Annotated in this window: 17 protein-coding genes; 6 read left to right on the top strand and 11 right to left on the bottom strand. The window is 71.7% G+C overall.

Going from position 1 to position 25363, the window contains the following annotated elements:
* Positions 1–45 precede the first annotated feature (45 nt).
* The 4 genes from fxsT to ACFY1U_RS00845 form a co-directional block, all read right to left on the bottom strand.
* On the bottom strand, positions 46–4518 hold the full coding sequence (gene fxsT, locus ACFY1U_RS00830) for an FxSxx-COOH system tetratricopeptide repeat protein (RefSeq protein WP_390691992.1): 4473 nt from the start codon (positions 4516–4518) through the stop codon (positions 46–48).
* Positions 4515–5423 (bottom strand): AAA family ATPase, encoded by a 909-nt coding sequence (locus ACFY1U_RS00835; protein WP_390691993.1) that lies wholly within the window; start codon positions 5421–5423, stop codon positions 4515–4517. The genes fxsT and ACFY1U_RS00835 overlap by 4 nt, the downstream gene beginning before the upstream one ends.
* Positions 5424–5548: 125 nt before the next feature.
* Positions 5549–7222 carry a hypothetical protein gene (locus ACFY1U_RS00840; protein WP_390691994.1) on the bottom strand — a complete coding sequence of 558 codons (1674 nt, stop codon included), beginning with the start codon at positions 7220–7222 and terminating at the stop codon, positions 5549–5551.
* Between the two features lie 120 nt (positions 7223–7342).
* Positions 7343–8596, bottom strand: coding sequence for an alpha/beta fold hydrolase (locus ACFY1U_RS00845; protein ID WP_390691995.1), 1254 nt, complete (start codon positions 8594–8596; stop codon positions 7343–7345).
* Positions 8597–8839: 243 nt separating this feature from the next.
* On the opposite strand from ACFY1U_RS00845, the gene ACFY1U_RS00850 reads away from it, so the two are divergent.
* From ACFY1U_RS00850 to ACFY1U_RS00865, 4 genes are all read left to right on the top strand, one after another.
* Positions 8840–10921 (top strand): MMPL family transporter, encoded by a 2082-nt coding sequence (locus ACFY1U_RS00850; protein ID WP_390691996.1) that lies wholly within the window; start codon positions 8840–8842, stop codon positions 10919–10921.
* A 66-nt stretch (positions 10922–10987) separates the two neighbouring features.
* The gene (locus tag ACFY1U_RS00855) at positions 10988–12166 is read left to right on the top strand and encodes a sensor histidine kinase (protein ID WP_390691997.1); all 1179 of its coding nucleotides are present in this window, start codon (positions 10988–10990) and stop codon (positions 12164–12166) included.
* The gene (locus tag ACFY1U_RS00860) at positions 12163–12825 is read left to right on the top strand and encodes a response regulator (RefSeq protein ID WP_390691998.1); all 663 of its coding nucleotides are present in this window, start codon (positions 12163–12165) and stop codon (positions 12823–12825) included. The genes ACFY1U_RS00855 and ACFY1U_RS00860 overlap by 4 nt, the downstream gene beginning before the upstream one ends.
* A 2-nt stretch (positions 12826–12827) precedes the next feature.
* Positions 12828–14015: an exo-alpha-sialidase gene (locus tag ACFY1U_RS00865; RefSeq protein ID WP_390691999.1), complete on the top strand. Its 1188-nt coding sequence runs from the start codon at positions 12828–12830 to the stop codon at positions 14013–14015.
* A 219-nt stretch (positions 14016–14234) separates the two neighbouring features.
* Here ACFY1U_RS00865 and ACFY1U_RS00870 read toward each other — a convergent pair whose 3' ends face one another.
* The 5 genes from ACFY1U_RS00870 to ACFY1U_RS00890 are packed head-to-tail and all read right to left on the bottom strand — an operon-like array spanning position 14235 to position 20846.
* Positions 14235–15170, bottom strand: a complete 936-nt coding sequence (locus tag ACFY1U_RS00870) for a dihydrodipicolinate synthase family protein (RefSeq protein ID WP_390692000.1) — start codon at positions 15168–15170, stop codon at positions 14235–14237.
* The gene (locus tag ACFY1U_RS00875) at positions 15167–16186 is read right to left on the bottom strand and encodes an oligopeptide/dipeptide ABC transporter ATP-binding protein (protein WP_390692001.1); all 1020 of its coding nucleotides are present in this window, start codon (positions 16184–16186) and stop codon (positions 15167–15169) included. The genes ACFY1U_RS00870 and ACFY1U_RS00875 overlap by 4 nt, the downstream gene beginning before the upstream one ends.
* Positions 16187–16191: 5 nt before the next feature.
* Positions 16192–18285 carry a dipeptide/oligopeptide/nickel ABC transporter permease/ATP-binding protein gene (locus ACFY1U_RS00880; protein WP_390692002.1) on the bottom strand — a complete coding sequence of 698 codons (2094 nt, stop codon included), beginning with the start codon at positions 18283–18285 and terminating at the stop codon, positions 16192–16194.
* Positions 18282–19244: an ABC transporter permease gene (locus tag ACFY1U_RS00885; RefSeq protein WP_390692003.1), complete on the bottom strand. Its 963-nt coding sequence runs from the start codon at positions 19242–19244 to the stop codon at positions 18282–18284. Before ACFY1U_RS00885 ends, ACFY1U_RS00880 begins: the two co-directional genes overlap by 4 nt.
* Positions 19245–19247: 3 nt before the next feature.
* Positions 19248–20846, bottom strand: coding sequence for an ABC transporter substrate-binding protein (locus ACFY1U_RS00890; protein ID WP_390692004.1), 1599 nt, complete (start codon positions 20844–20846; stop codon positions 19248–19250).
* A 253-nt stretch (positions 20847–21099) separates the two neighbouring features.
* Between ACFY1U_RS00890 and ACFY1U_RS00895 the strand changes: the two genes are divergently transcribed.
* Positions 21100–21528 (top strand): protein phosphatase, encoded by a 429-nt coding sequence (locus ACFY1U_RS00895; protein WP_390692005.1) that lies wholly within the window; start codon positions 21100–21102, stop codon positions 21526–21528.
* Between the two features lie 79 nt (positions 21529–21607).
* On the opposite strand, the gene bla is transcribed toward ACFY1U_RS00895, so the two are convergent.
* Positions 21608–22498, bottom strand: a complete 891-nt coding sequence (gene bla, locus ACFY1U_RS00900) for a class A beta-lactamase (protein ID WP_390692815.1) — start codon at positions 22496–22498, stop codon at positions 21608–21610.
* A 115-nt stretch (positions 22499–22613) separates the two neighbouring features.
* Here bla and ACFY1U_RS00905 point away from each other — a divergent pair, with 115 nt between their 5' ends.
* Positions 22614–23732 carry an abortive phage infection protein gene (locus ACFY1U_RS00905; protein WP_390692006.1) on the top strand — a complete coding sequence of 373 codons (1119 nt, stop codon included), beginning with the start codon at positions 22614–22616 and terminating at the stop codon, positions 23730–23732.
* Here ACFY1U_RS00905 and ACFY1U_RS00910 read toward each other — a convergent pair.
* Entirely contained in the window at positions 23720–25195 is a 1476-nt protein-coding gene (locus ACFY1U_RS00910; RefSeq protein ID WP_390692007.1) for an alpha/beta hydrolase, read from the bottom strand. The genes ACFY1U_RS00905 and ACFY1U_RS00910 overlap by 13 nt on opposite strands.
* Between the last annotated feature and the right edge of the window lie 168 nt (positions 25196–25363).

A 25363-nucleotide genomic window follows, 5' to 3' on the forward strand; every position in this document is an offset into this window, starting at 1 on the left:
TGAAGGGAGATCCGCGGAAGCCCGCCTTGGCAGCTGCGGATGCGGCTACAGGTACATCGGGTCGATGTCGCAGTTGGCCCGGCGCCACTTCAGCGCGTCGTGGTACGCCGGGTGTGCCTCGCCCAGCTTCTCCTTGATCCCCTCCACGGCTTCCGCGTGCAGCAGCTCGGCCTCCTCGCGGCGGCCCAGGGCACGCAGATCGATCGCCAGGTTCACCCGCAGGACGAGCGTGGTGGGGTGGGTCTCGCCCAACTGCTCCCGCACCTGCTCCAGGGTCTGTTCGTCCAGTGCGTGAGCGGCGGCCGCGTCACCCTGCGCGAAGAGGTCGTTGGCCAGGTTGACGGCGGTGGCCAGGGTGTTCGGGTGCTTCTCGCCCAGAGCCTGACGGAACCGGGTGAGCACCGACTCGTTCAGCTTGCGGGCGGCGTCCACCTGGTCCATCTGACGCAGGGTCACGGCGAGGTCGGCCTCGGCGGAGATGGTCTGCGGGTGGTCCTCGCCCAGGGTCTCCTTGTACAGGTCACGGGTGCGCCGGCAGCGGTCCCGCGCCTCCTGGAGTCTGCCAGTCTGCCGCAGGTCGATGGAGTAGTTCAGCGAGATCTGGAGCACGTCGGGCGCCCGCTCGCCGTACCGCTCGGTCAGCGCCGCCAGCGCGATGCTCGTGTTCTTGGCGGCCTCGGCATGCAGACCCGCCTTGCGCTGGGCGACTCCCAGCCGGGCCTTGGAACGGTAGGTCTCCAGATGAGGCTCGCCCAGCAGGGCCTCCGTCTGCTCGGCGTTCTCCGTGCACATGCGCAGGGCCAGCGTGTACTCGCCGAGCTCCTGCTGGTCCAGCGCCACAGAGGCCTGCGAGATCAGCGCCTGGGTGCTGTCGGCCCCGAACATCTCCGTCCTGAGGCGCCAGACGTTGTCGTCCAGCTCCAGGGCCCGCCGGTAGTCACCGTGCACCCGCAGGCACACGGCCAGGTTGAAGGCGTGCGTGATCGTGGTGGGATCGTCGTCCCCGAAGGCCCGCACGGCGTGCTGGTACACGTCCTCGTCGTATTCCAGCGCGCCCCGGAAGTCGCCGCGGACCCTGCGGTCGCTGGCGACAAGGCCCTTGACCACGAGGTAGGGCTCCTCGGTCCCCGGCCCGGCCGGGTCCAGCGTGGCGAGCATGCGCTCGTCGAGGTCGGCGGCCTCGGGGTAGCGGCCCACCCGCCACAGCACCCAGCGCAGGCGCTGGCCGAGGGCCAGGGTCGCCGGGTCGTCCTCACCGAACTTCTCGCACCACTCCTTGTAGACCTGGCTGGTGAATTCCAGGGCCGCCGCGTGGTCACCCCAGTGGTAGAGGTACTCGGCCACGTTGTGCACCATCTGCCGCACGTTGCGGTTCGAGGACTTCGAGGCCTGGGAGCTGATGACGTGCGGGTACAGCTGTCCGAAGCGGGGCCAGTTCTGCGGATCGCGGGGATTGCTCGGCGTGTTGGCCGCGAGCAGCAGATGCGCGCCGTGCTGGAAACGCTCGCGCTGTTCCACCGACATCCGGGCCACCAGCACAGCCTGGACCAGACGGTGCATCTGGATGGCGTTCGTACGGTAGTTGATCTTGGCGAGGGAGTAACGGCTGATCTCCCGGATGGCCCGGCTCAGCCGCATGGGGTCGGTGAAGATGAGATCGAGTTCCGGGGCGATGGATTCCGCCACCGCGATGGAGAAGAACTGTCGGGAGATCGGTTCGGGAGCGAAATAGGAGCACAGCTGGAGCAGCTGCAGTGCACCGGCGTACTTCTTCTCCACGTGGTCCAGGGACACGTTCCACGCGGTGGCGACCGTCTCCTCGTACTGGGGCGGCGCGGAGACCGCCATCAGCTCGGCTCGTTTTTCCTCAAACACCCTCAGATATTCGGCGGCCGGCATGCCGGTCTCCGCGAGCCACGCCGATGCCTGTTCCACGGCGAGCGGAAGGTCGCCGAGGACCTCGGCCAGCATGCCGGCCTCCTCCTCGGTGAGCTCGGAATTGCGCCTGTGCAGGAGCTGGATGCTCTCCGGCCGTGTGAACACGTCCACCTCCAGGGGGTGCGCCAGCGTGTTCCACTGCGGGTTGCGCGAGGTGACGATGACCGAACCGGCGGGGCCGCCCTCCGGCGCGCTGGGGAAGTATCCCTGGACCGCGCCCGGGCTTTCGGCGTTGTCGAACACCAGCAGCCACTTCCGGTAGGGGTTCCCGGTGCGCAGGGCCTCCAGCACGGCCGGTACGGCGGTGTTGGCCTCCGGGGTCACCCGCAGATTCATCTTGCGGGCGAGTTCCACCAGCGACCGCTGGATCTCCGTCGTCAGCTCCGCCGGAATCCACCACACCAGGTCGTACTCGGTCGCGTGCCGGTACACGTACTCAAGGGCCAGCTGCGACTTTCCGACACCACCCATACCGTGCAGGGCATGCGGAAGGACGGCGGTCGGCCCCGAGCGCAGGCCCCTCTCCAGAGCGACCAGGAGTTCTTCGCGGCCCGTGAACATGAGGTTCCGCGGCGGGATGTTTCCTGCCACCTTCAGCTCGGACGCGCGGGAACCGCCTGCGGTCAGACTTGGTTCTTGTCCTCGTTCGGACGCGGCGGGAACCGTGCTCACAGGTGTCTCTCCTTCTCCTGGATCTGCCAGACCTCCCGATGCCGGTGTGGCGCTGGGGGAGCTGTCGTCGTGCACCGACTGCGGGCTCTCCGTCAACGAGGGCGCCGCTGATGAAGGTGCGAAACCTGGGCGTTCAGGGGACCCGACCCGGCCCGGCTCCGGTTCCAGCGAGTCCAGGGCCCGGGCGCGGCGGGCGTGCGGCCCGCTCAGTGCATGCAGGACGGCCCGCTCGACCTCCCTGAACTCACGGTCCGTGCCGAGCGCGCGGGCGGCCTTCCCGCCGTCCCCGCGCAGATACGACAGCAGATCCCGGGCGGCGGCGCTGCGCGGGGCCAGCAGCTCCGCGGCCTGCTCGATCGCCGTCGCGGTGGCGTCCCGGGAGCCGTAGGCCAGCAGTTCCTCGCGTACGCCCGGCTCGAAGACGAAGGACAACCGGTCGTCGGCATAACAGAGAAGGGGGGAGACCAGGCCGCTGAGCAGGAACTCCGCCATGTGTTCGGGGCCGGTCCTCGGCATGGTGCGCCGCTGGACCTCGGTCATCGTGGGCAGGTCGAGCTGGATCGCCGCCATGTGCGTGGCCAGCCGGAACGCCTCGGGCGAGGCCCAGCCGTGGAAGGCGGCGACCCGCTGGGCGGGATCGGCGGAGGGGCCCGGGAGCGGGGGGCGGGGGCGCTCCTGGACGGTGGTGAGGACGGCCGCGAGTTCGATCTCGCGGGGTTCGGCGCCGCCCACGAACCGGGCCCACGGCTCCAGCCAGCCCGCGTCCATTTCGAGTACGGGCACGGGCACTGTCGCCTGCGGGAGGGCGCGGGGGCGCAGGACGTCGGAGAGCGCCTCGGCCGGCTCCCACTGGGGGGTGCGGTCGGCGGCCCAGGGGCCCGAGGCCCGCAGTCTGACGCCGGACGGGTGCAGGCCCGTGCGGTGCCACAGCCGCTGCGGCAGCACATGCAGGACGGCCACCGGCTGCCGTCTGCCCCACAGGGCGAGCAGCCGTTGGGCCGCGCCGGAGCGCCAGGCGGGCGCGGAGCCGTCGGTCAGCACGAAGACGACGGAGCGCCCGGTCGGATCCACCAGGCCGCGCGCCGACACGGGGCGCGTCCCGCGGACCGGGCCGGGCAGGGAGACGGCGGCGCGATCGGCGGACAAGGCGTTCAGCGACAGCTCCGTGATGTCGCGAAAGCCCCCGAAGCGGTGGGCGACCTTGGCGAACCGCGCGATGTGCTCGCGCCACACCGCCATGTGCGGCGCGGTGTCCACGAGCAGCACCGCACGCCAGCGGCGCTCGGGCGTGGGCCGCAGCACCGGGGGCAACGACGGGGCCAGCGCAATGCGTTCGGCGGTGGCCTCCTCGTCCAGTTCCCGTCCGTGCGCGGAGGCCACGGCGGTACGGAAGGCCCGCAGGGCACGCCCCAGCGCCCGGGCGCCGGTCGAGCGCCGGGCGGCCGGCGCGGCCGGTCCGTCCGCGGGCATGGATCCCGGGAGACGGGGCAGGCGATGGCTGGGACGCCCGGCGGTTTCTTCCGTGTGCACGGACCTCGCGTGGTCCGGCAGGGCCGACGGCACGGGTTCGGGCCCGGTGGACCACGCGGTCGTGTCGATGGCGGGGTCTGTGACGGGTGTGGCCCCATGGAGGTCGGGCGTGGGCAGGGGAGGGTCGAGCGCGTCGTCCGGGGCGAGAGGGTTGAGCTCCGGGCCGGTGTCCCCGGCCCCCTCGGGGAGCCGGTCGTGCGCGGACGGCACCGGCACGCCGGTCAGCCACGCGTGTTCGCTGGCCACCCACACCGCGTCGGCGACCTCGCTGGGATGCAGACGGGTGAGCGGCCTGGGTTCTTCGCCGGACGGCGGAGGCGGCCCGTCCCGGCCATGCACGGTCCGCCCGTCCCGCGCCGGGTAGGGTTCGTGAGTCACGCCGGTCCCGCCCCTTCACCGCCCAGCGGGTGCCAGATGGCCTCCAGCAGCTCGGCCCACGCCTCCCCGTCGCCGCTCGCGGGCATGTACTGACCCGACGTCACCAGATGTGCGGCGTTCAGGAGTTGGTCGGCGGCGAGGCCGCCGACCCGGTTGCTGCGATGGAGGAAGTCACGGATCAGCTCCTCCTGGCGGGGGCCGAGACTACTGCCGAAGTGCGCGGCGACCAGCTCGCCGAGGGCCGCCTCGTCGGGGTCGGGAATGTCCAGCCGCAGACAGCGGCGCATGAACGCCTCCGGGAACTCCCGTTCACCGTTGGACGTCAGGACGATCACCGGAAACGTGTGACAGCGCACCACGCCTTCGCTGATCTCCGCGCTCCCGCCCGGGTCGGCCGTGTGCACGGTCGCGACGGGCTCATGCGGCTTCACCCTGACCAGCGGGGGAACCTCGTAGTACCCGTCCTCGAACAGCGTGAGAAGGTCGTTGGGAAGATCGATGTCGCACTTGTCGATCTCGTCGATGAGCAGGACCCTCGGCAGTCGGTACGGCAGCAACGCCGTTCCCAGCGGGCCGAGTTGTACGAAGTCGCCGGTGCCGGCAGGCGAGGGGGCCGGGGCCTGTAACGCCTGGGCGCGCCCTATGGCGTCGTACTCGAAGAGTCCCGAGGCGAGGGTGGTCCTGCTGGTGACCGCCCAGTGCAGGACTCGGCCGAGGCGTAATTCCCGTGCGATGCGGTAGGCCAGGGCCGACTTTCCCACCCCGGGGCGGCCGGTGACCAGGAGCGGCCTGCGCAGCAGCAGCGCGGCGTTGACCAGGCGAACCTCCTCGCTCCGTGGACGGCGGGCCACGCCCGGCCGGCCCAGCCGGCGGTCGGCCTCCTCGTCGTCGGGCGGCTGCGGCATCGCGGGCGGCGTGGCGAAGCTGCGCCAAGGTGGTCCGGGGGGCCAGGTACGCTCGTCGTACGGGACATCGGGGACCGGGTCACCCGTACCCTTGTAGAGAGGTCCTCCGTTCTCCAGCGGCGCGTTCAATCGGTCCCCCCTACAAAGGTGGCGGGAGCGCTTGGTCCCCCGTCAAGAAGATGCTCAGGGTCGTCCCAGATCATGCCCATCGCGCGAATCGTCGCGGGGTCGTACGCAGAGTCCCTGCCGGCGGCGGCGTCGGTCTTCCACTGTTGCGTGCGCCGGGGAAGAGCGGCCAGCCCATCTTCGGCCAACGCTTCCCACATCGCCGCACGCCAGGTGGGCGTGGCGACGCTGTCACGGTGGTACATCAGTACGGGCACTCCCAGTTCTAGGGCCAGCCTCACCTCCTGCATGCCCAACTCGCCCTGCTCCCACGGCGGTTCGCACAACAGCATGCCGACCACATCATCGTCGCTTCCCACAGCGGCGTCCAGTCGTGACAGATGCTTGTCGACGGTGAGCGTCGGCTCCGGGGCACACTCGTGCACAACGCGCCGTGTGTGCTCCGGGTTGCCCCCGAACTCCCTCCAATGTGTCTCGTTCTTCCGCCACTGCGACCAGCGCGCCCGCCATGCGCGGTGGAATTCTCGCCGCTGTATGCGATCGAGGCTGTGAACGGACACCCGGTAGGTGCTGAGCAGCGGATTCTCGAAACCACGGGCGGGATCGCGGTTCCAGAACTCGACCGCCTCCGTGAGCAGTTCCAGGGGCAGGAAGAACTCCAGGGCCACGCTCTCCGACCGGTTGTGCCACATCACCGCCATCTTCGTCAGCAACTCCGCGACGGCCGCCGGAAGTCGATCGCGGGTCACCAGGTCCTGTGGTTCCGCCTCCGGCTGCCGCTGCAGGGCGGCGGAGTCGGCGTACTTCACACAGGCCGACAGGTGGTAGCGCGGAGGCCGAGGGGTGCGCCGGCGGTTGCTCGGCTGGGGCGTGCGGTCGCGGGCCACCCTGATGTACAGGCGGATGACCGGCGGCCCCTCCTCCTCGGGGCCCTCCGGCTGCTGACCTGCGCCGGCCGGGGGCTCCTCCGAGGTGCCGCCGTACGAGCCGCCGACGGCGACCGCCAGGGGGGCGCGTTCGGCGCGGTGCGCCGACTCCAGGTTCCGGCGCAGGCTGTGGAGCCCGTCGGGGCCCTCGGCCAGCTCCCACTTCTCGGCGAAGTGGTCGTTCCAGGCTCTTATCTCCCCTACCGCGGAGGCCAGTTCGGGGCAGTGCGCCAGCCACTCGAGCAGCACCATGGCCGGCGGCAGGCCGCTCGCCGGGGAGTTGAGGTCGGCCAGGTACACGAAGGTCTGCCAGGGCGTCGCGCAGTGCGGGGGAAGGACGTGCCGGCCGCTGGTCGACTCGGCGACGATCGCGGCCAGTTCGGGCAGTTGCAGCTGGAGCACCTGGCGCAGGGGCCGCCAGTCCCTGCCCTCGAAGACCTCATGGGCCCGCCACTCCTCCAGCAGCGGCCGCAGCGGGTCCGCGAGCGCGGGAGCCACCAGGGCGGTCACCCGGGCCAGCGACGCCAGGCCGCGCGGCCGCCCGGCGCAGGCGTGCACCAGGGTCAGGAACTCCAGGTGCGGGGTGGGGTAGCTGTCCTGCGGCAGCCCCTCCAGCGTCTCGTCGAGCATCTGCCGCCAGAACCTGCGGGCACCCTCGGATCCCAGACCGCCGCCGGGGTCCTTGAGCACCGTCACGACGGCCTCTACGAGCTCGAGCTGGACGTCGTCCAATCCGCGTCTCGCCACGCGCGTTCCCCCTCGCACCGTGGTGGGCAAGCCGGCCGGTACACCTGTCGGCACACCGGCTGGAACATGTCAGGATAGGGGCCCTACCCTCCGTACCGCGAACTGCCGTGCCCACGCGGCTCATCGACCCGCGGCCCGGTCCAGCACGCCGCACAGCACCGAGTAGAAGCGCTCGTTGCCCCAGTACGAACTGTGCGCCGCCGACACCGGCTGCCGGTTGTCGACCTCCACGTCCCGCACGTCCGTCGCCTCGGTGCCGAACACCGGCGCCGCCTGGTAGGACAGCAGGTCCCGGCGGTCGTAGACGTTGGTCCACGGCGGGAAGCCCGGGGGCAGGCCGCTGCCGAACGGGCGGGACGGCAGGGCGTCCAGTTCGTACAGCAGCGGCGCCTGCGAGCCCACCGTGACCAGGGCCGCGACCTTGCGGGGGCGGGCACCGGGGCCCGTCGCGGCACCGTCCAGCAGGGTTCCGGAGGCCAGCAGGTCGAAGGAGACGATGCCGCCCAGGCTGTGGCCGAGCAGCACCACGGGGCCGGACTGGGCCCGTACCGCCTCGGCGACGACCGCACGCACCGCCTCACCGCGCACCAGATAGCGCATGATGTCGCCGAAGAAACCCACCGACTTGCCGCTCCAGGCCGTACGGCGGGCCACGGCCAGCCGGTTGCCGAGCGCGCTCTCGAACAGGCGGGCCGAGAAGCGGACCGCCGCCGACACCGCCTCCGGGATACCGCGTACGTCACCGCCGAGCGCCTCGGTGAGACGGTCCACCAACTCGTCGCGCCGCCCGGCCGGCAGGCGTCCGGCATCACCGTCGCTCCGGTTGAGGGCATAGGCCACCAGCGCACGGGCGGCCAGCCGGGGCAGTACGACCGCGGTGGCGCCGGCCGCGGCGGCCCGGCGCAGCTCCGGCGCGCCGTGCAGTGCGTCGGCGGCCTGCTGCAGGGGTACCTCCAGACCCGCGTCCGTCCAGGCCGCGCGCAGCGAGTCGTGGTCGGCGAGGCGCGTCAGGTCGGCCAGCAGCGTGTCCCCGCGCGCGACCGCGCCCGGCACGAACGGCGCCGGCGTGGCGGCGGCCGACGTGAGCACCAGGAGCTCCAGCTCCGCCAGCGGGTCGGCGTACAGCAGCGCCCAGCGTGCCACCTCCTCGTCCTCCGGCGCGGGCGCGGCCGGGCCCTTGCCGGCCTGGTCGACGAAGCCCGGGATGGAGGCGCCGCCGGCCCGCAGATGCGACCCGAGGGCCGAGCCCCAGTCGCACGGCTCCACCCGGACGTCCGGGCGCCGGGCGCTGACCTCGGTACGGATGGTCCTGAGGGCCTTGCCGTAGTCGGGCTCGCGCACGCCGGTTCCGTGCACGAAGAGAAGGGTCACCATGAACGCGCTCCCCCGTCGGATGCGAATGGGACGACTTGCATTGCTACTTGCCCGTACCCGGAAGGGCAAGACCGCACCGGAAATCGGCGGGAGACCCGACCGCGTTACTCCCGCGGGAGTAACCCCGTCGCCCTGCCACCCACGGCAGTACCCCGCAACTCGCCCTCACGCCCGACGAACCGTCCCCCGCCCGCCGGGAGTCTGGAACCGACCCAGACAACCCGACCGGAGGGAGGCCCGTCCATGGGGGCCGTAAGGACAGGAACGCGGGGACGGCGTGCCGTGCCCTGGGTGGTGCTCGGGCTGTGGGTGGCGGCGCTCGTGCTCGCCGGACCGTTCGCCGGGAAGTTCTCCGGCATCCAGCAGAACCGGTCCGTGGACTACCTGCCCGACAGCGCCGACTCCACCCAAGTGGCCCGTATCCAGGACCGGTTGCCGGGCGGGCAGGCCACCGACCTGGTGCTCGTCTACCACCGCGACGGCGGCCTCACCGCCGCCGACCGGGAGAAGGCGGGCGCCCAGGTCGCCGAGATCGGGACCACGTACCAGATCACCGGCACTCCCAAGGCGGTCCCGTCCCGTGACGGCACCACCCTCATGTACCCGGTCTCCAGCACCGGGCCCGGCCAGGACGACAAGGCGCGGGACGCCTTCGTGGACGGGGTGCGCGCTCTCGCGAACGGCGGTGCGGGCCTCAGCGTGGAGGTCGGCGGGCCCGGCGGCCTGCAGACCGACATGAGCAAGGTGTTCGGCTCCATCGACGGCACCCTGCTCTACGCCACCCTCGGTGTCGTCACCGCCCTGCTGATCCTCATCTACCGCAGCCCGTTCCTGTGGCTGGTGCCGCTAGCCGTCGCCGGTGTCGCCGCGGGCATGGCGATGGCCGCCGCGTACGGCCTGCACGAGGCGTTCGGCGTCACCGTCACCGGCCAGAGCGGCGGTGTGATGACGGTCCTGGTGCTCGGCGCGGGCACCGACTACGCGTTGCTGCTCATCTCCCGCTACCGCGAGGAGCTACGACGCCACGAGCGCCCGTACGACGCCATGCGCGCCGCCCTGCGCGGCTGCGGCCCGGCGGTCCTCGCCTCCTCCGGCACCGTCGCCGCCGGACTGCTGTGCCTGCTCGCCGCCGACCTCAACAGCAGCCGCGGCATGGGCCCGGTCGGCATGGTGGGCGTGCTCGCCGCGCTCGTCGCGATGGTCACCCTGCTGCCCGCCCTGCTGGTCCTCCTCGGCCGCCGGGTCTTCTGGCCGCTGATCCCCGCCTTCGGCAGCGCGCCCAAGGCGCGGCGTTCGCTGTTCGCGGCCATGGGCAGCTCGGCCACGCGCCGCCCGGTCGTCGTACTCGCAGGAGGTGCCATACTCCTCGGTGCGCTCGCGCTGGGTGCCCTCAACCTCCCCGGCACCCTCAAGCAGGAGGACTCCTTCACCCGGCGGCCCGAGTCGATCTCCGCCGCCCAGACCCTGGCCCGCGCCTACCCAGGGCACAGCAGCCAGCCCATCACCGTCATCGCCCCCACCGCCAGGGCCGATGCCGTCCTGGCCAAGGCCCGCACGACGGACGGGGTCGCCCAGGCGACGACCGGTCGCACCGGCTCCGGCTGGACGGAGATCTCCGTCTACGCCACCGCGGCCCCCGAGTCGAAGGGGGAGACCCGCACCATCGAGGCCCTGCGCGCCGGGCTCGACGACACCTACGGCACCTATGTCGGCGGTCCCAGCGCCCAGCAGCTCGACCTGGCCGACAGTCAGGCCCGGGACCGCGAGGTCGTCGTGCCGCTGGTCCTCGCCGCCGTGTTCGTGATCCTCGTAGGACTGCTGCGCAGCCTCGTGGCGCCGCTGATGCTGCTGGTCGCGGTCGTCGCGGTGTGGGGCGCGGCGCTCGGGATCGGCGGGCTGGTGTTCGGGCCGCTGCTGGGCTTCGCGGGCACGGACTCGGGCCTTGGCCTGTTGTCCTTCGTCTTCCTGGTCGCTCTCGGCGTCGACTACGGCATCTTCCTGATGCACCGTATGCGCGAGGAGTCCCTCGCGGGTGCCGAGCCCGAGGCGGCGGCGCTCACGGCCCTGCGCACCACCGGCGGGGTCATCGCCTCCGCGGGTGTCGTACTCGCCGCCACCTTCGCCGTGCTCACCACGCTGCCGCTGGTGGGGCTGGCCGAGCTCGGGTTCGTGATCGCGGTGGGCGTGCTGCTGGACACGTTCCTCGTACGGACCTATCTGGTGACGACGGCGAGCGTGCTGCTCAGGCGCCGGGTGTGGTGGCCGGGGCGGCTGTCGCGGGCGCCGGAGCCGGTGCGGACCGAGCGGCAGCCGGAGCCCGTGTGAAGTGCGGAGAATGAACCCGTGCAGGCGACAACGACAGTGACGCGACCGCGTAGGGGTGAGCGGGTCATGGCGGTGGTCAACCGCGACCCGCGCACCGCCCCGCACGGCACGCGCAACGACGCGATCCTGGCCGCCGTCCTCGCGGTGGCGGCCGTATGCCTGGCGCTGTCCACCGATGCGGCCCGCCGTCCGGACGCGCTCGGCTGGGCGCTGCTGCTCGCGGCCCACGTCCCGATCGTGTGGCGGCGTCGCCGCCCGCTGCTCGTGCTGGCGCTGGTGGTGGCTCTCGTCGCGCCGTACCACGGCCTTGACAACAACCACATCGCGCCCCTCCCCGCCTCCTATGTGGCGCTGTACACGGTCGCCGTCACCGGTCGTCCGCTGCGCACGATCCTGACCGGCATCGCCGTCACGGGCGTCATCGTGACCATGGTGCTCGCCGCCAACCACCACCAGGGCATCGAGCTCCTGCGCATCTCCGGCTGGGCCCTCGCCGTCCTCTTCTGCGGCGTCGACGTCCGCTACTACCGCCAGTACGTCGCCGCGATCGTCGAACGCGCCGAGCGCGCCGAACGCACCCGGGAGGAGGAGGCCCGCCGCCGGGTCGCCGAGGAACGGCTGCGGATCGCCCGTGACCTCCACGACCTGCTCGCCCACACCATCACCCTCATCGGCGTGCAGACGTCGGTGGCCGCGCACGTCCTGGCCGCCGACCCCGAACGCCTGGACCGGGAGACGGTGGCGAAGGCCCTGGACGACATCGCCCAGACGTGCCGAACGGCGCGGGGAGAGGTGCGCACGACGCTGGAGGTGCTCCGCGAGAACGACTCGGCGGACGGCCGCGGCCCGCTCCCCGGCCTCGACGGCCTGCCCGACCTGGTGGAGACGGCCCGGCTCGCGGGCGCGCGCGTCGAGCAGACGGTACGGGTACGGCAGGCCCCGCCCGCCGTCGGCGCCGCCGCGTACCGCATCGTGCAGGAGGCGCTGACCAACGCGGTACGGCATGCGGGCCCCGAACCGGCCGTACGCGTCGACCTGTACGACGACGAGGGCGCCCTCCACCTGTCCGTCACCGACGACGGCACCGGACCCATTCCCGGCGGCACACCCGGCTTCGGGCTGGTCGGCATGCGGGAACGGGCCCGCAGCGTGGGTGGCACACTCGACGCCGGGCCGCGGGCTCAGGGCGGTTTCGAGGTGACGGCCGTACTGCCGCTCACGACGACGGGGGAGAGCAACGCATGACCATCCGTGTACTGCTGGCCGACGACCAGACCCTGGTACGGGCCGCGTTCGCCATGCTCGTCGAGTCGGCGCGGGACATGGAGGTCGTCGGACAGGCGGGCACCGGCCGGGAGGCCCTGGCGCTGGCCCGCAGCGAGCGCGCCGACCTGGTGGTGATGGACATCCGCATGCCGGACCTGGACGGCATCGAGGCGACCCGGCTGATCGCCGCCGACGAGGACCTGGCGGACGTACGGGTGCTGGTCCTCACCACCTACGACACCGACGAGAACATCGTGGAGGCGCTGCGGGCGGGGGCCTCCGGCTTCCTGGTGAAGGACACCCGCCCGGCCGAACTCCTGGATGCCATCCGTACGGTGGCCGCGGGCGAGGCACTGCTGTCACCGGGACCGACGGCACGGCTGATCGAGCGGTTCCTGCGCAGCCGGTCGGCGCCCGCGACGGGCGGGCCGGAATGCCTCTCCGAGAGGGAGCGGGAGGTGCTGACCCTGCTGGCGCGCGGGCTCAACAACACCGAGATCGGTGAGGCGTTGGGGCTGAGCCCCCTGACGGCGAAGACCCATGTCAGCCGGATCATGGGGAAGCTGGGGGCGCGGGACCGGGCGCAGCTGGTCATCGTGGCCTACGAGTCGGGACTCGTCACTCCGGGCACCATCTGACGGTGACTTCCCTGAGCCGCACCCTCCTCGCAGCCACCGTGCTCCTCACCCCGCTCACGGCCCTCGCACCGGCCCACGCGGCCGGCGGCTGCCCGTCCTCCGTCCCGTATGTCTCGGGTGAGGGCGGCTACGACACCTACCGTGTCCCGGCGACGGTCACGACCGGCCGCGGCACGGTGCTGGCCTTCGCCGAGGGCCGCCACCATGGTGCCGGGGACACCGGGAACATCGACGTCGTCCTCAGACGCTCCGACGACGGGGGCTGCACCTGGGGGCCGCTGCAGGTGGTGGCCGCCGGGAACGGGGACACCCGGGGCAACCCGGCCCCCGTCGTCGACCCGCGCACCGGCGCGGTCGTCCTGCTGACCTCCTACAACAGCGGTGCCGTCACCGAGGCGCGGATAATGCGGGGCGAGGTCACGGCGGAGCAGAGCCGCCGGGTGTTCGTGCAGCGCAGCCGGGACGACGGGCGGCACTTCACGCCGCCACGGGACATCACGGACGAGGTGAAGCCGGCGGGCTGGCGCTGGTACGCGACCGGGCCGGGCCACGCCGTCGCCCTCACCCGCGGCCCGCACGCCGGCCGCCTGGTCGTCCCCGCCAACCACTCCGCGGCCCCGCCCGCCGGTTCGCCCGACACGGGCCAGGAGGCCAGGTACTACGGCGCGCACGCCATCTACAGCGACGACGGTGGGCGGAGCTGGCGGCTGGGGTTCGTGGACTCCTCGTACGACGGCGTGGACAACGCGAACGAGTCCACGGCCGCCCAACTCCCCGACGGCAGGCTGTACTTCAGTGCGCGGGACCAGAACGGGGCGAGTGTCGGCAACCGGCTCGACGCGTACTCCGATGACGGTGGGGAGTCCTTGGACCGGCCGTACGCGGTGCAGCCCGCACTCAACGATGTCCCGGTCGTGCAGGGGAGCGTCCTCCAACTCGTCGGCCGCAAGGCGCCGTTGCTGTTCTCGGGTCCCTCCTCGCCGACCGCTCGGCTGGCGATGGCGATCTGGCGGAGTGAGGACGGCGGGGGGACGTTCACGAAGGTGCTGACGGTGTCGGCGTCGCCGGCCGCGTACTCCGACCTGGTGCAGGTCGATCGGGGCACGGTGGGGTTGCTGTACGAGACGGGGGCCTCGGGTCCGTACGAGAAGATCGAGTTCCGCAGGGTGCCGGTGTCGGACCTGGGGTAGAGATTTTTTCGCCCCCGCCGCCCCTTCCCGTCCCGACCCGGGGGCCAGCCCCCGGACCCCCGCTCCTCAAACGCCGGAGGGGCTGGATTTTGCCGGGCGGGGCTTGATCTTTTCAGCCCGTCCGGCGTTTGAGGACGAGGCCGTTCAGGCCGAAGCGGGGGTGTGGGGGCGGCAGCCCCCAGGGGCGGGACGGGAAGGGGCGGCGGGGGCGAAAAACTCCTACAGCAGGCCCGCCGTCGCCAGGAACTTGCCCACCCGTTCCACCTCGTCCGACGACAGCGGCACCTGCGGGTCCGCGGTCGCCGGGCAGTCGATCACGCTGCGTAGGTGCAGTGCCGCCTTGAAGGCGCCGAGGGCCGATGAACTGCCGCCCATACGGCCCGGGTCTCCGGCCCTCACCATGCCGAACAGGGCGCACAGCCGCTCCTGTTCGGCACGCGCCCGCTCCCAGTCCCCGGCCCGGCACAGCGCGTCGAGGCGGACGTAACCGTGCGGATCGACATTGGCGAGCCCCGGCACCGCCCCGTCCGCCCCCATCGCAAGTGCCGCATCGACGACCAGTTCCGAGCCGGTCAGGACACTGAAGCCCCGGATGTCGGATCGATCGCGCGCGCCGCTCACGACCTCCCGGAAGCCCCCCAGATCACCGCTCGAGTCCTTGAGCCCCGCGAGCACGCCCCCGGTGGCCAGGTCGAGGACGACATCCGCCGGCAGCTTCGTGTGCACGGCGGCCGGGATGTCGTACGCGACCACCGGCACCGGCGACGCCGCCGCGATCAGCCGGTAGTGGCGCGCGATCTCCGCCGGATGCGTGCCCGCATAGAACGGCGCCGTCACCACCACCGCGTCCGCCCCCGCCCCCGTCACCGCCGCCACATGATCCAGCACCCTCGGCGTCGTCATGTCGATCGCCCCGGCCAGGACGGGCAGCTGTCCGGCCACATGAGCCACCACCGACTCCACCACCAGCCTGCGCTGCCCGTCCCGCAGAAACGCCGCCTCCGACGACGACCCCAGCACGAACAGCCCGTGCACCCCGCCCCCCACCAGGTGGTCGACCAGCCTGAGCAGTGAGGGGACGTCCACCTCGCGGTCCGGTGTCAGGGGTGTGCAGACGGGCGGGACGACACCGGTCAGCGGGGCGGGGAGGGTCATGAGGGCTCCGTGGGGTGGTTCTGGCGTACAAGGTCCTGCGTCGACTGGTTCTCCTCCACAGGATGGTGGCAGCGGAAGCGATGTCCCGCGGAGGACGCGGCCGAGAAGTCCGGCATTTCCGCCGCGCACACCTCGTCCGCCTTCCAGCACCGCGTGCGGAACGGGCAGCCGCTGGGCGGGCGCGTCGCCGACGGGACCGGGCCGGTGAGGGGGATGGGGTCGATGGGGTTCAGGAGGCCCGGGGTGGCCGAGAACAGGGCACGGGTGTACGGGTGCCGGGCCCGGTCCGTGACCCCCGCGGCCGGGGACTCCTCGACGATCCGGCCCAGGTACATGGTGATCACGCGGTCGCTCATCCGCCGTACCGTCTGGATGTCGTGCGAGACGAAGACCAGGGCCAGGTTCAGGCGTTCCTTCAGGTCGAGGAGCAGGTTCAGGATCTGGGCGCGTACCGAGACGTCCAGCGCGCTCGTCGGTTCGTCCGCCACCACCAGGCGGGGGTTCAGTGCCAACGCCCGTGCGATCGCCACCCGTTGGCGCTGGCCGCCCGACAGCTGGCCGGGCAGCGCGTCGGCCAGGGCTCGGGGGAGGCCGACCAGGGACATCAACTCCCGTACCCGGTCCTCGCGTTGGGGTCTCGTCCCGCGCGCGTGCACGTCCAGCGGGTCCCGCAGGATCTGCCGCACCGGCAGTCGGCGGTTCAGAGCCGTCGCCGGGTCCTGGAAGATCATGCCGGTGCTGCCGCCGACGGCCGCCCTGCGTTCGGCCGGGCGCATCGACCACAGGTCGCGGCCCTGGAAGGACACCGTGCCGGAGGTCGGCCGCACCACCCCGACCAGCACCTTCGCCAGCGTCGACTTTCCGCACCCGGACTCGCCGACGACGCCGACCGTCTCGCCGGGCGCCACCGTGAGATCGGCGCCGGTCAGCGCGTACACCCTGTCCCTGGTGAACAGGCCGCCGCTGCGCGCCTTGTGGACGACATGGGCGTCGGACAGCTCGACGATCGCGTTCATCGCGCTCACTGAACGGCCTCCGGCTCCGACGTCACCAGTTCGACCGCCGGGTGGTGACAGGCCGCCGTGTGCGTCGGCGTGCCCCGCAGGTCGGGTGGGGTGGTGCGGCAGATGCCGGTGGCGAGCGGGCAGCGGTCGGCGAACCGGCAGCCCGCCGGGAAGTCCGCGGGGGAGGGGACCACGCCCCTGATCTGTGTCATGCGCTCGGCCGCCGACTCCAGCGACAGCACGCTCCCGAGCAGGCCGCGCGTGTAGTGGTGGGCCGGCGCCTCCACCAGATCGGCGGTCACGCCCGTCTCCACGATCTGTCCGCCGTACATCACCACCACCCGGTCGGTGACGTCCGCGACCAGCGCCAGATCGTGCGAGACGAGGATCAGCGCGAAGCCCAGCTCCTCGCGCAGCCGCAGCAGCAGCTCCATGACCTGCGCCTGGACCGTCACATCCAGCGCCGTCGTCGGCTCGTCGGCGACGATCAGCTTCGGGTCGCGGGACAGGGCCATGGCGATCAGCACGCGTTGGCGCTGGCCGCCGGAGAGTTCGTGCGGGTAGCTGCGCAGGGTGCGGTCGGGGTCGAGGCCGACCATCGTCAGCAGCTCGGCGGGACTGCGGCGGCCTCCGCGCCGTACGACCTGTTTGAGCTGGGCGCGGATCGTCATCGCCGGGTTGAGGGACGACAGCGCGTCCTGGTAGATCATCGCCATCTCGTGCCCGAGGAGGCGACGGCGTGCCTTCATGGGCTCTGCCAGCAACTCCCGCTGGTTGAAGCGCACTTGGCCGCGAACCCGGGCGCCTTTCGGTTCCAATCCCATGATCGCCAGCGCAGTCAGCGACTTGCCACAGCCCGACTCGCCCACCAGCCCGAGCACTTCACCGGCCCGCACCTCGAAGCTGATCCCGTCGACGATGTCGACCCCGGCGTGCCGCCCTTCGAAGCCGATGGCAAGGTTCTCAACCGCTAGAACCGCCGGTCCGGCAGCGTCTTTCAGGGGCGCGGGGCTGTCTTGAATCTGCGGCTTCCGCCGCGCGGGCGCGACCAGCCCCGACGGCGCCGCAGTCGCCCGACGACCTGTCGTGGCACCTCTCTCGGCGTGCCGACCCCGCAGCCGCGCAGCCGCATCCGCCAGCCCCGGCAACTGCAACACCTCCCCGCTCCCAGGCTCCGCGGCCTCCAGCCGGTCGTCGTCCGCGCGTACGTCGACCTCCCGCGCCGCCGGTGCCGCCCACGCATCCGACACCCCCTCCGACAGAACGTTCAGAGACAGCACGGTCACCAGCATCAGCAGCCCCGGGAAGACGGTCGCCCACCATCCCCCGGTCAGCACCATGTCCTTGCCGTCGGCGATGACACTGCCCCAGGACGGGTCCGGAGGACGCACCCCCGCCCCGATGAAGGACAGCGAAGCCTCGAAGACGATGGCTTCGGCAACCTGCACCGTGCAGAACACCAGCACCGGGGCGGCGCAGTTGATCGCCACGTGGCGCAGCACGATGTGCGGCGTCCGCGCGCCGATCACCCGTTCCGCCGTCACATAGTCCTCGCCGTACTGGTCGAGGACGTTCGCCCGGACGACCCTCGCCACCGGCGGCATGAACAGGAACGCGATCGCGCAGATCAGCACGGTGATCCCACCGCCGAACACGGCGACCAGGACGGCCGCGAGCGCGATGCCCGGGAACGCCATCACCACGTCCAGACAGCGCATCAGCGTCTCGTCGGCCCCCTTGCGGGAGGTGGCCGCGACCGCGCCGATCAGCGCGCCCACGACCAGCGCGAGGGCGGTCGCTCCGAGGCCGATCGCGAGCGACCAGCGGGCGCCGTACATCAGCCGGCTGAGGATGTCCCGGCCGAGGCTGTCCTGGCCCATCCAGTGCTCGGCCGACGGGTGTCCGGTGCCGTCCACGGGCGGCTGCTGGTCGAGCGGGTCGTCCGGCGCGAGCAGGGGCGCCAGCAGGGCCACCAGCACCACGACGGCCAGGAAGCAGACCGCGGCCTTCGACAGCGGCGGCAGCCGGCGCCATCCGCGCGGGCGGACGCCGGGCCGGGACAGCGTCTCGGTGAGGCTCTTGCGCGTGAACCGCGGGAACGGGGAGGTCATGCGGTCGTGTCCCTCAGTCGCGGGTTGACCAGCAGGTAGAGGATGTCGATGACGAGGTTGACGACCACGAAGCCGGTCGCCGTCGTCAGCACGACGCCCTGGACGACGGCCGGGTCGCCGTTCTTCACGGCGTCGATCATCAGCTTGCCCATGCCGGGCAGCGAGAAGATCGTCTCGATGACGACCGCACCGCCGAGCAGATACCCGACGCGCAGGCCCAGCACGGTGAGCGGGTTGATGAGGGCGTTGCGCAGCACGTTGCGGCCCACCACCACGCGGGGCGGCAGACCGCTGCCGATCGCCGTGCGGACGTAGTCCTTGTCCAGCTCCTCCACCACCGAGGTCCGGACGATGCGGGTGAGTTGGGCCGCCACCGGCAGGGACAGGGCGAGGGCGGGCAGGGTCATCGTCCTCAGCCAGCCGGTGAAGGAGTCGGCCGGGTTGACGTAGCCGCCGGTCGGGAACCAGCCCTGGTCGACCGCCAGGTACTGGATCATCAGCAGCGCCAGCCAGAAGCCGGGGGCCGCGACGCCCGTGAGGGAGACGACGCGGATGATCTGGTCGGGCAGCCGGTCCCGGTAGATGGCCGCCGTCACCCCGCCGACCAGGGACAGTACGACCGCGATGCCCAGGCCCAGGAAGGTGAGCTGGAGGGTGAGCGGCAGCGCGGTGGTGACCTGGTCGACGACGGGGGCGCGGGTCAGGGCGCTGGTGCCCAGGTCGCCGTGGAGCAGGTCGCCGACGAAGTGGACGTAGCGCACGGGCAGCGGGTCGAGCAGGCCGTTCTGCTCGCGGAAGTCGTGCAGCTGCCGTGGGGTGGGGTTCGCGCCCTGGAAGAACGCGGACGCCGGGTCGACGTCCGAGAAGCGCATCACCAGGAACACGAACAGCACGATGCCGAGCATCAGCGGCACGAGCAGGGCGATGCGGCGCAGCAGGATGCGGAGAACCGCGACCATGGGCTAGACCCACTTGGCCTGGAGCAGGTTGATGCCGGGATACGGCTGTGCCCTTATGCCGGTGAGCTTCTTCGGGTCCCAGGCGGTCATCAGCTCGTTGTGGACGACCGGGTAGAGGACGGCCTGTTCGGCGACGACGTCGATGTAGTCCTGGATCATCGCCTTCTTCTTCGCCGGGTCGGCCTCCTGGGTGGCTCGGTCCATGTCCTTGAAGAGCTCCTTGGCGACCGCGTTGTCCGCCCAGCGCGTGTACTGCATCCAGAGGTTGGTGGGGCCGTAGTTGTAGTGCATGATCAGATCGGCGTCGAGGCCGAACTGGTTGGGGTTCGAGGCCGCGGCGACGACCTGGTAGTCCTGCTTCTGGTCCATCTTGGTGAAGACGGCGGTCGTCTCCTGCGGCGAGAGGGTCGTACGGACCCCGATCGCGTCCCAGGACGCCTTGATGGTCGGCAGGCAGTCGACGATCCAACTCACGTTCACCGCGAGGACGTCGATGCTGAGGTTCTTGACCCCGGCCGCCTTGAGCAGGGCCTTCGCCTTCTCGGGGTCGTAGTCGTAGACGGTCTTCGCCCGTCGGTAGGCGGGGTTGCCCTCGTTCAGGAACGAGGACGACGGCTTCCCGTGCCCCCTCAGCGCGACCTGCACCATCTTCTCGGTGTCGATGGCGTAGTGCAGCGCCTGCCGCACGCGTACGTCGTCGAAGGGCTTGTGCCTGGTGTTGAACATCAGGAACAGGTTGTTCATGCCGGCCCCGCCCGCGACCGTCAGCCCGCCGCTCTTGAGCTGCTCGATGTTGGCGTAGGGGATGTTGTCGGAGATCTGCGCGCCCGCGCTGGAGCCCGAGATCCTGGCGACGCGCGGGGCGGCGTCCACGATCGTCAGCCAGTTCATCTTCTTGAAGGCCGCCGGGCGCGGGCCGTTGTAGTCGGCGAACGCCTCGAAGGTGGTGTTCGACTTCGGGTGGTGCGCGGACTGCCGGTACGGCCCCGAGCCGATCGCGAGACCCGTGATGGCCTTGTCCCAGGCGCCCGGCTGCGAGAAGACGTGCTTCGGCATGATCTTCGCGAGGGTGAGCCGGGAAAGCCCGTCGGGGAAGGGGAACTTGAGCACCAGCTCGACGTTCTGCGCGTCGATCTTCCGGACCTCCTTCAGCCAGCTCGCGAAGAACCCCTTGGCGAGGGTCTGCGTCTTCGGGTCGAGGATCCGGTCGAACACGAAGACGACGTCGTCGGCGGTGACCGGCTTCCCGTCGTGGAACTTCGCTCCTGGCCGCAGGGTGAACTTCCAGGAAGTGGAGTTCAGGTCCTTCGGCACCGCGGTCGCGAGCGCCGCGTACGGCTCGCGGGAGATCGGGTCGGTGTCGAGCAGGCCCTCGTAGATGTGGTTGTTGGCGGCCATGCAGAAGGCGGACGCGGTCTGGGTGGGATCCCAGGTGCCGTCGTTGCCGTAGCCGATGACCGCCGTCAGGGTGCGGTCCTTGCCGCTCCCGCCGCCGGTGTCGTTGGTGGACTGGGGCCCGGCCGAACAGGCCGACAGCGACGCGGAGACGGCGGTGGCCGCACCCAGCGCGCCGGTGTACTTCAGGAAGGTCCGGCGATGCACGGTGTCCTCCAGCGGAGAGTGCCATCGAAGAGCCAGGAGATACGACGTCCTACGTCCTGTCGTCAGCCGCGACCATAGGAGGGGCGCAAGGGGCGGTCAAGGGCCCTTACACGAATGGCGTAGCTGCCAGAGGTCGGCCCAATGGCGGTGGGAAATGGCGGGAGTTGGCGCATGTCCCTGCCGGTGACATGGGACGTCCCGGCACGACGACGACACCGGGGCGCTCGTGCATCGAGGCCCGTACGCTGATCCGATGACGGACACCTGGCATCCCGCGGACCCCGGTGTGCTGCGGCTGCCGTCGGGCCGGCTGGTCCGCGGCCGCGGACTACGGCACCCCCTCGCCCCGGACGCGCCCACCCCCTCGTACGCCCTCTATCTCCTCGGCAGCCGGCCCCCGCCCGTCTCCTGGGAGTTCACGTGGGTCCGCTGGCCCGACTTCCGCCTCCCCGTAGACCGCCCGGCCGCCCGCGCCGCGCTGACCGCCGCCTGGGAGCGGACGGCGGACGAGCGCGTCGAGATCGCCTGCGGAGGCGGCCGCGGCCGAACCGGCACGGCACTGGCCTGCCTGGCGGTCCTGGATGGCGTACCGCCCGAGGAGGCGGTGGCCTTCGTACGGCGCACCTACGACCGTCGCGCGGTGGAGACGCCGTGGCAGAAGCGGTACGTGCGGAGGTTCTGAGCGGGGTGCGCGTGGTCCGCTACGGCGCGACCAGCCACGACGAAGCCGCAGACGGAAGACGGTACGGCCCGCGAACCGCCTACCCGAGGGCACTCGCCAGGACCGCCGCGGTCTCCGCGATCAACGCGTGATCCCACGCGGCGTCCCGTTCGGGCTTCGTCACCTGCACGGCCAACACGATCGGCGTGCCGTCCGGCGTCCACGCGATACCCGCGTTGTTGTTCGCGCCGTAGGACCCCGCGCCGGTCTTGTCGGCGACCGTCCACGTGCTGGGCAGCCCCGCGCGCAGACGGTTGCCGCTGGTGGTGTTGCCCAGCAGCCAGTGGGTGAGGAGTCCGCGGTCCCGGCGGTCGAGCGCGTCGCCGAGGACGAGGCGGGCGTACGAGCGTCCGATCGCGCGCGGGGTGGTCGTGTCGGTGATCCGCCATGGTTCCGCCGAGTTGAGGTCGGTCTCCCAGCGGTCGAGGCGGGTGACCGGGTCGCCGATCGAGCGGGCGAACCGGGTGATCGCGGCGGGGCCGCCCAGCTCGCGCAGCAGCAGGTTGCCGGCGGTGTTGTCGCTGTAGCGGATGGCGACGTCGGCGAGTTCGGCGATCGTCATGCCCTCGGCCAGGTGTTCCCTGGTCCTGTCCGAGCCGTCGACGAGGTCGGCCTCCGTGTAGTGGACACGACGCGCGAGGACCTCGCCGTGCCGGTCCAGATCGCGCAGGACGGCCGCGGCGGCCAGGGTCTTGAAGAGCGAGCAGACGGGGAAGAGTTCGTCGGCGCGGTGGCCGACGGTCTGCTTCGTACGGACGTTGTGCGCGAAGACGCCCAGGCGGGCGCCGTGTTGCTGTTCCAGCTCACGCAGACGGTCGCCGGTGGCGGCGTGGGCGGGTGCGCCGGTGAGGAGCGCCGCGGCGGTGGCGGTGCCCGCGGTGAGCAGGGTGCGTCGGCCTAGGATCTCGGTCTCCTTCGGTCGGTGAGGGATGTCGATCCCCTCGTCGATCTCATCAGTGACCGACGCCTTACGTCATCCCTTGGTTGACCGGACGTAGACCATCGGCGGACGGCGGTGCGGGCCAGTCCTCGCCACAGTGAGGGGCATGGAGAAGACGAAGGGGATCAATCGGGGGCAGTTCCTGGCGGGGGCGGCGGCCCTCGGTCTGTCGGCGGCGGTGCTGCCGGCCGGGCCTGCGGCAGCGACCGGCCGGGGCCTGCGGCACCGCGGCGTCGTCTACACCGTCGGCGAGGGCGAGACGCCGGGGACCGCGTGGAGCTCGGCACGGATGCGCCGGGACATCCGCGCCATACGTGACGAACTGCACGCCGACACCGTGGACGTCACCGGCGACGGCGTCGAACGCCTCACCGCCACCGCCGCCGAGGCCGCCGAACGGGGGCTGCACGTATGGCTCCAGCCGACCCTCGCGGACGCCCCGCAGCGGGACACCCTCGAGCACCTGGCCGAGTGCGGCCGGTTCGCGGAGCGGCTGCGGCGGCAGGGCGCGAGCGTCGACTTCAGCGTGGGCTGCGAGTTCTGGCTGCTGGTGCCCGGGATCGTGCCGGGGGAGACGGTCCTGGACCGCGTGCAGAACATGCTGAAGGGCGACTTCGATCCCGTGACGATGCAGCGCCGCCTCGACCGCTTCACGGCGAAGGCGGCGGCGGTGGGCCGGTCCGTCTTCCGCGGCAAGCTGAGCTATGCCGCCGCCCAGGACGACAAGGTGGACTGGGGTCTCTTCGACATCGTGGGCATCGACTACTACTCGCACTTCCGCCAACGCTCGCAGTACGGAAGGGAGTTGAGGGGATACCTGCGCTGGGGCAAACCCCTCGCCATCACCGAGTTCGGGACCTGCACCTATGTCGGCGCGCCGGAGGCGGGTGGCATGGGCTGGAACGTCGTCGACTACGACAAGGACCCTCAGGAGATCAAGGGCCACCTGGTCCGCAGCGAACACACCCAAGCCGCCTACCTGACCGGCCTGCTGGACGTCTTCGAGTCGATGGGCCTGTACGCGGCGATGGCCTTCGAGTTCGTCACCCCGGACGCCCCGCACCGCACCGACAACCCGCGCTACGACCTGGACATGGCGAGCTACAGCATCACGAAGACCATCAAGGACCGCCCGGACGACGCCCGTTCGCCCTGGCGCTGGGAGCCGAAGGAGGCGTTCCACGCGCTGGCGCGCCGGTACGACGCGTGCGGTCACTCGCAGTAGACGTCGGCCTTGGGCCGTTTCCCCGTCGCCAGGAAGCGGGAGACCGTCTCGTCGCCGCAGCTGGTGCCGTGGGCGAGGTAGGCCTCGTGGCCGGTGGCGTCGTTGGTGACCATGACGGCGCGACGGCCGAGGGCCTCGCGGAGCTTCAGGGCGCCGCTGAGGGGGGTCGCGACGTCGCGTTCGTTCTGGACGAGCAGGACGTTGGACGGGCCCCGGTCGGTGACCCGCACCGGCGGCTCCTTCGGCTGCCACGGCCAGGCGGCGCACACCAGCGCGTTCCTCGGCATGCCGGCGGTCAGCGGGTATTTGGCGCGGCTTTCGGCGACGCCCTTCCGGTAGGCGGCGGCATCGCGCGGCCATGCGGCGTCGTTGCAGATGGTGGCGGCGCTCACCGCGACGACGTTCTGCATGGCCGCGTCCGGCGGGGTCGCCGGGGCGGGCAGGGCGGTGCCCTTCAGGGCGGCCGCGATCAGCCTGGCCAGGGTGGGGTACCTGCCGCGGTCGGCGAGGCTGTCCAGCATCGTCTGGCGCAGCACGTTGCCGTTCAGCTCCTCCGGGTTGGCGCCGGGCCAGGGGAGCGGCTCGCGGTCCAGGCGGGCGGCGAGGCGGAGGAAGAGCGGGCGGACCTCGGCGGCCGTGCCGGCCAGGCGGTACGGGTTGCCGGGCGCGGAGGCCCACGTGGCGAACTCGGGGAAGTTGTCCTCGGCGCCCACCTCGTACGCGGCGACCCAGGCCCGCTCCGCCCGGACCGGGTCGGGGTTGTCGTTGCTGTCCAGCACGATGCGGTCGGTGCGCCGCGGGAACATCTCGCTGTAGGCGGCGCCCACATACGTGCCGTACGAGACGCCCCACGCGGACAGCCTGCGCTCGCCGAGCGCGGCGCGGATGCGGTCGATGTCGCGGGCGTTGTCCTTGGTGGTGATGTGGCGCATGAGCTCGCCGCCGCCCGCCGCGCAGGCGGCGGCCATCCGATGGGCGGTGCGCATGTTCTCGGTGACGGACCCGTCCGGGGCGGGCCACGGGCGCAGCTTCGACAGGGCCAGATCGCCGTGGTCGAGGCCACAACCGACCGCCGTGGAGGGCGCGTTGCCGCGCGGCGCGAACCCGATCAGGTCGTAGGCGTCCCGGACGTCCTGCGGCAGCTTCTGCCCCTTCCCCGAAGGGTCGGCCAGACTGGTGCCGCCCGGCCCCCCGGAGATCAGCAGCAGGGCGCCCCGGCGGGCGGACGGTTTCTCGGCGGGGATGCGCGAGACGGCGATGTCGATCGTGCGGCCGCCGGGGTGGGCGTAGTCCATGGGGACTTCGAGGGTTGCGCACTGCTGACGGGGGTCGAGGCCGCTGCCCGCGCACCTGGTCCACTTGAGCGGCTCCTCGGCGGCGGACGCGGTGAGGGGCGTGACGAGACCGAAGACGATGCCGGAGGCGGCGGCGATCAGGACTGCGCTTTTCGTGATCTTCTTCATGACCACGAGACTCCCGGATGCCGTCCGCGCATCCCATCCGGTCAACTGCCTTGTCGGATGGGGGGATTACCCCCGCCCGGGCGCGGGGTTTCTCATACGTCCCGCCGGTCCGCGACCACCACCGTCACGACGACCGCCACCGTCCTTCGCACCGCACTGAGCAGGTCA

This window comes from Streptomyces sp. NPDC001351, assembly GCF_042896045.1.
Classification (GTDB): Bacteria; Actinomycetota; Actinomycetes; order Streptomycetales; family Streptomycetaceae; genus Streptomyces.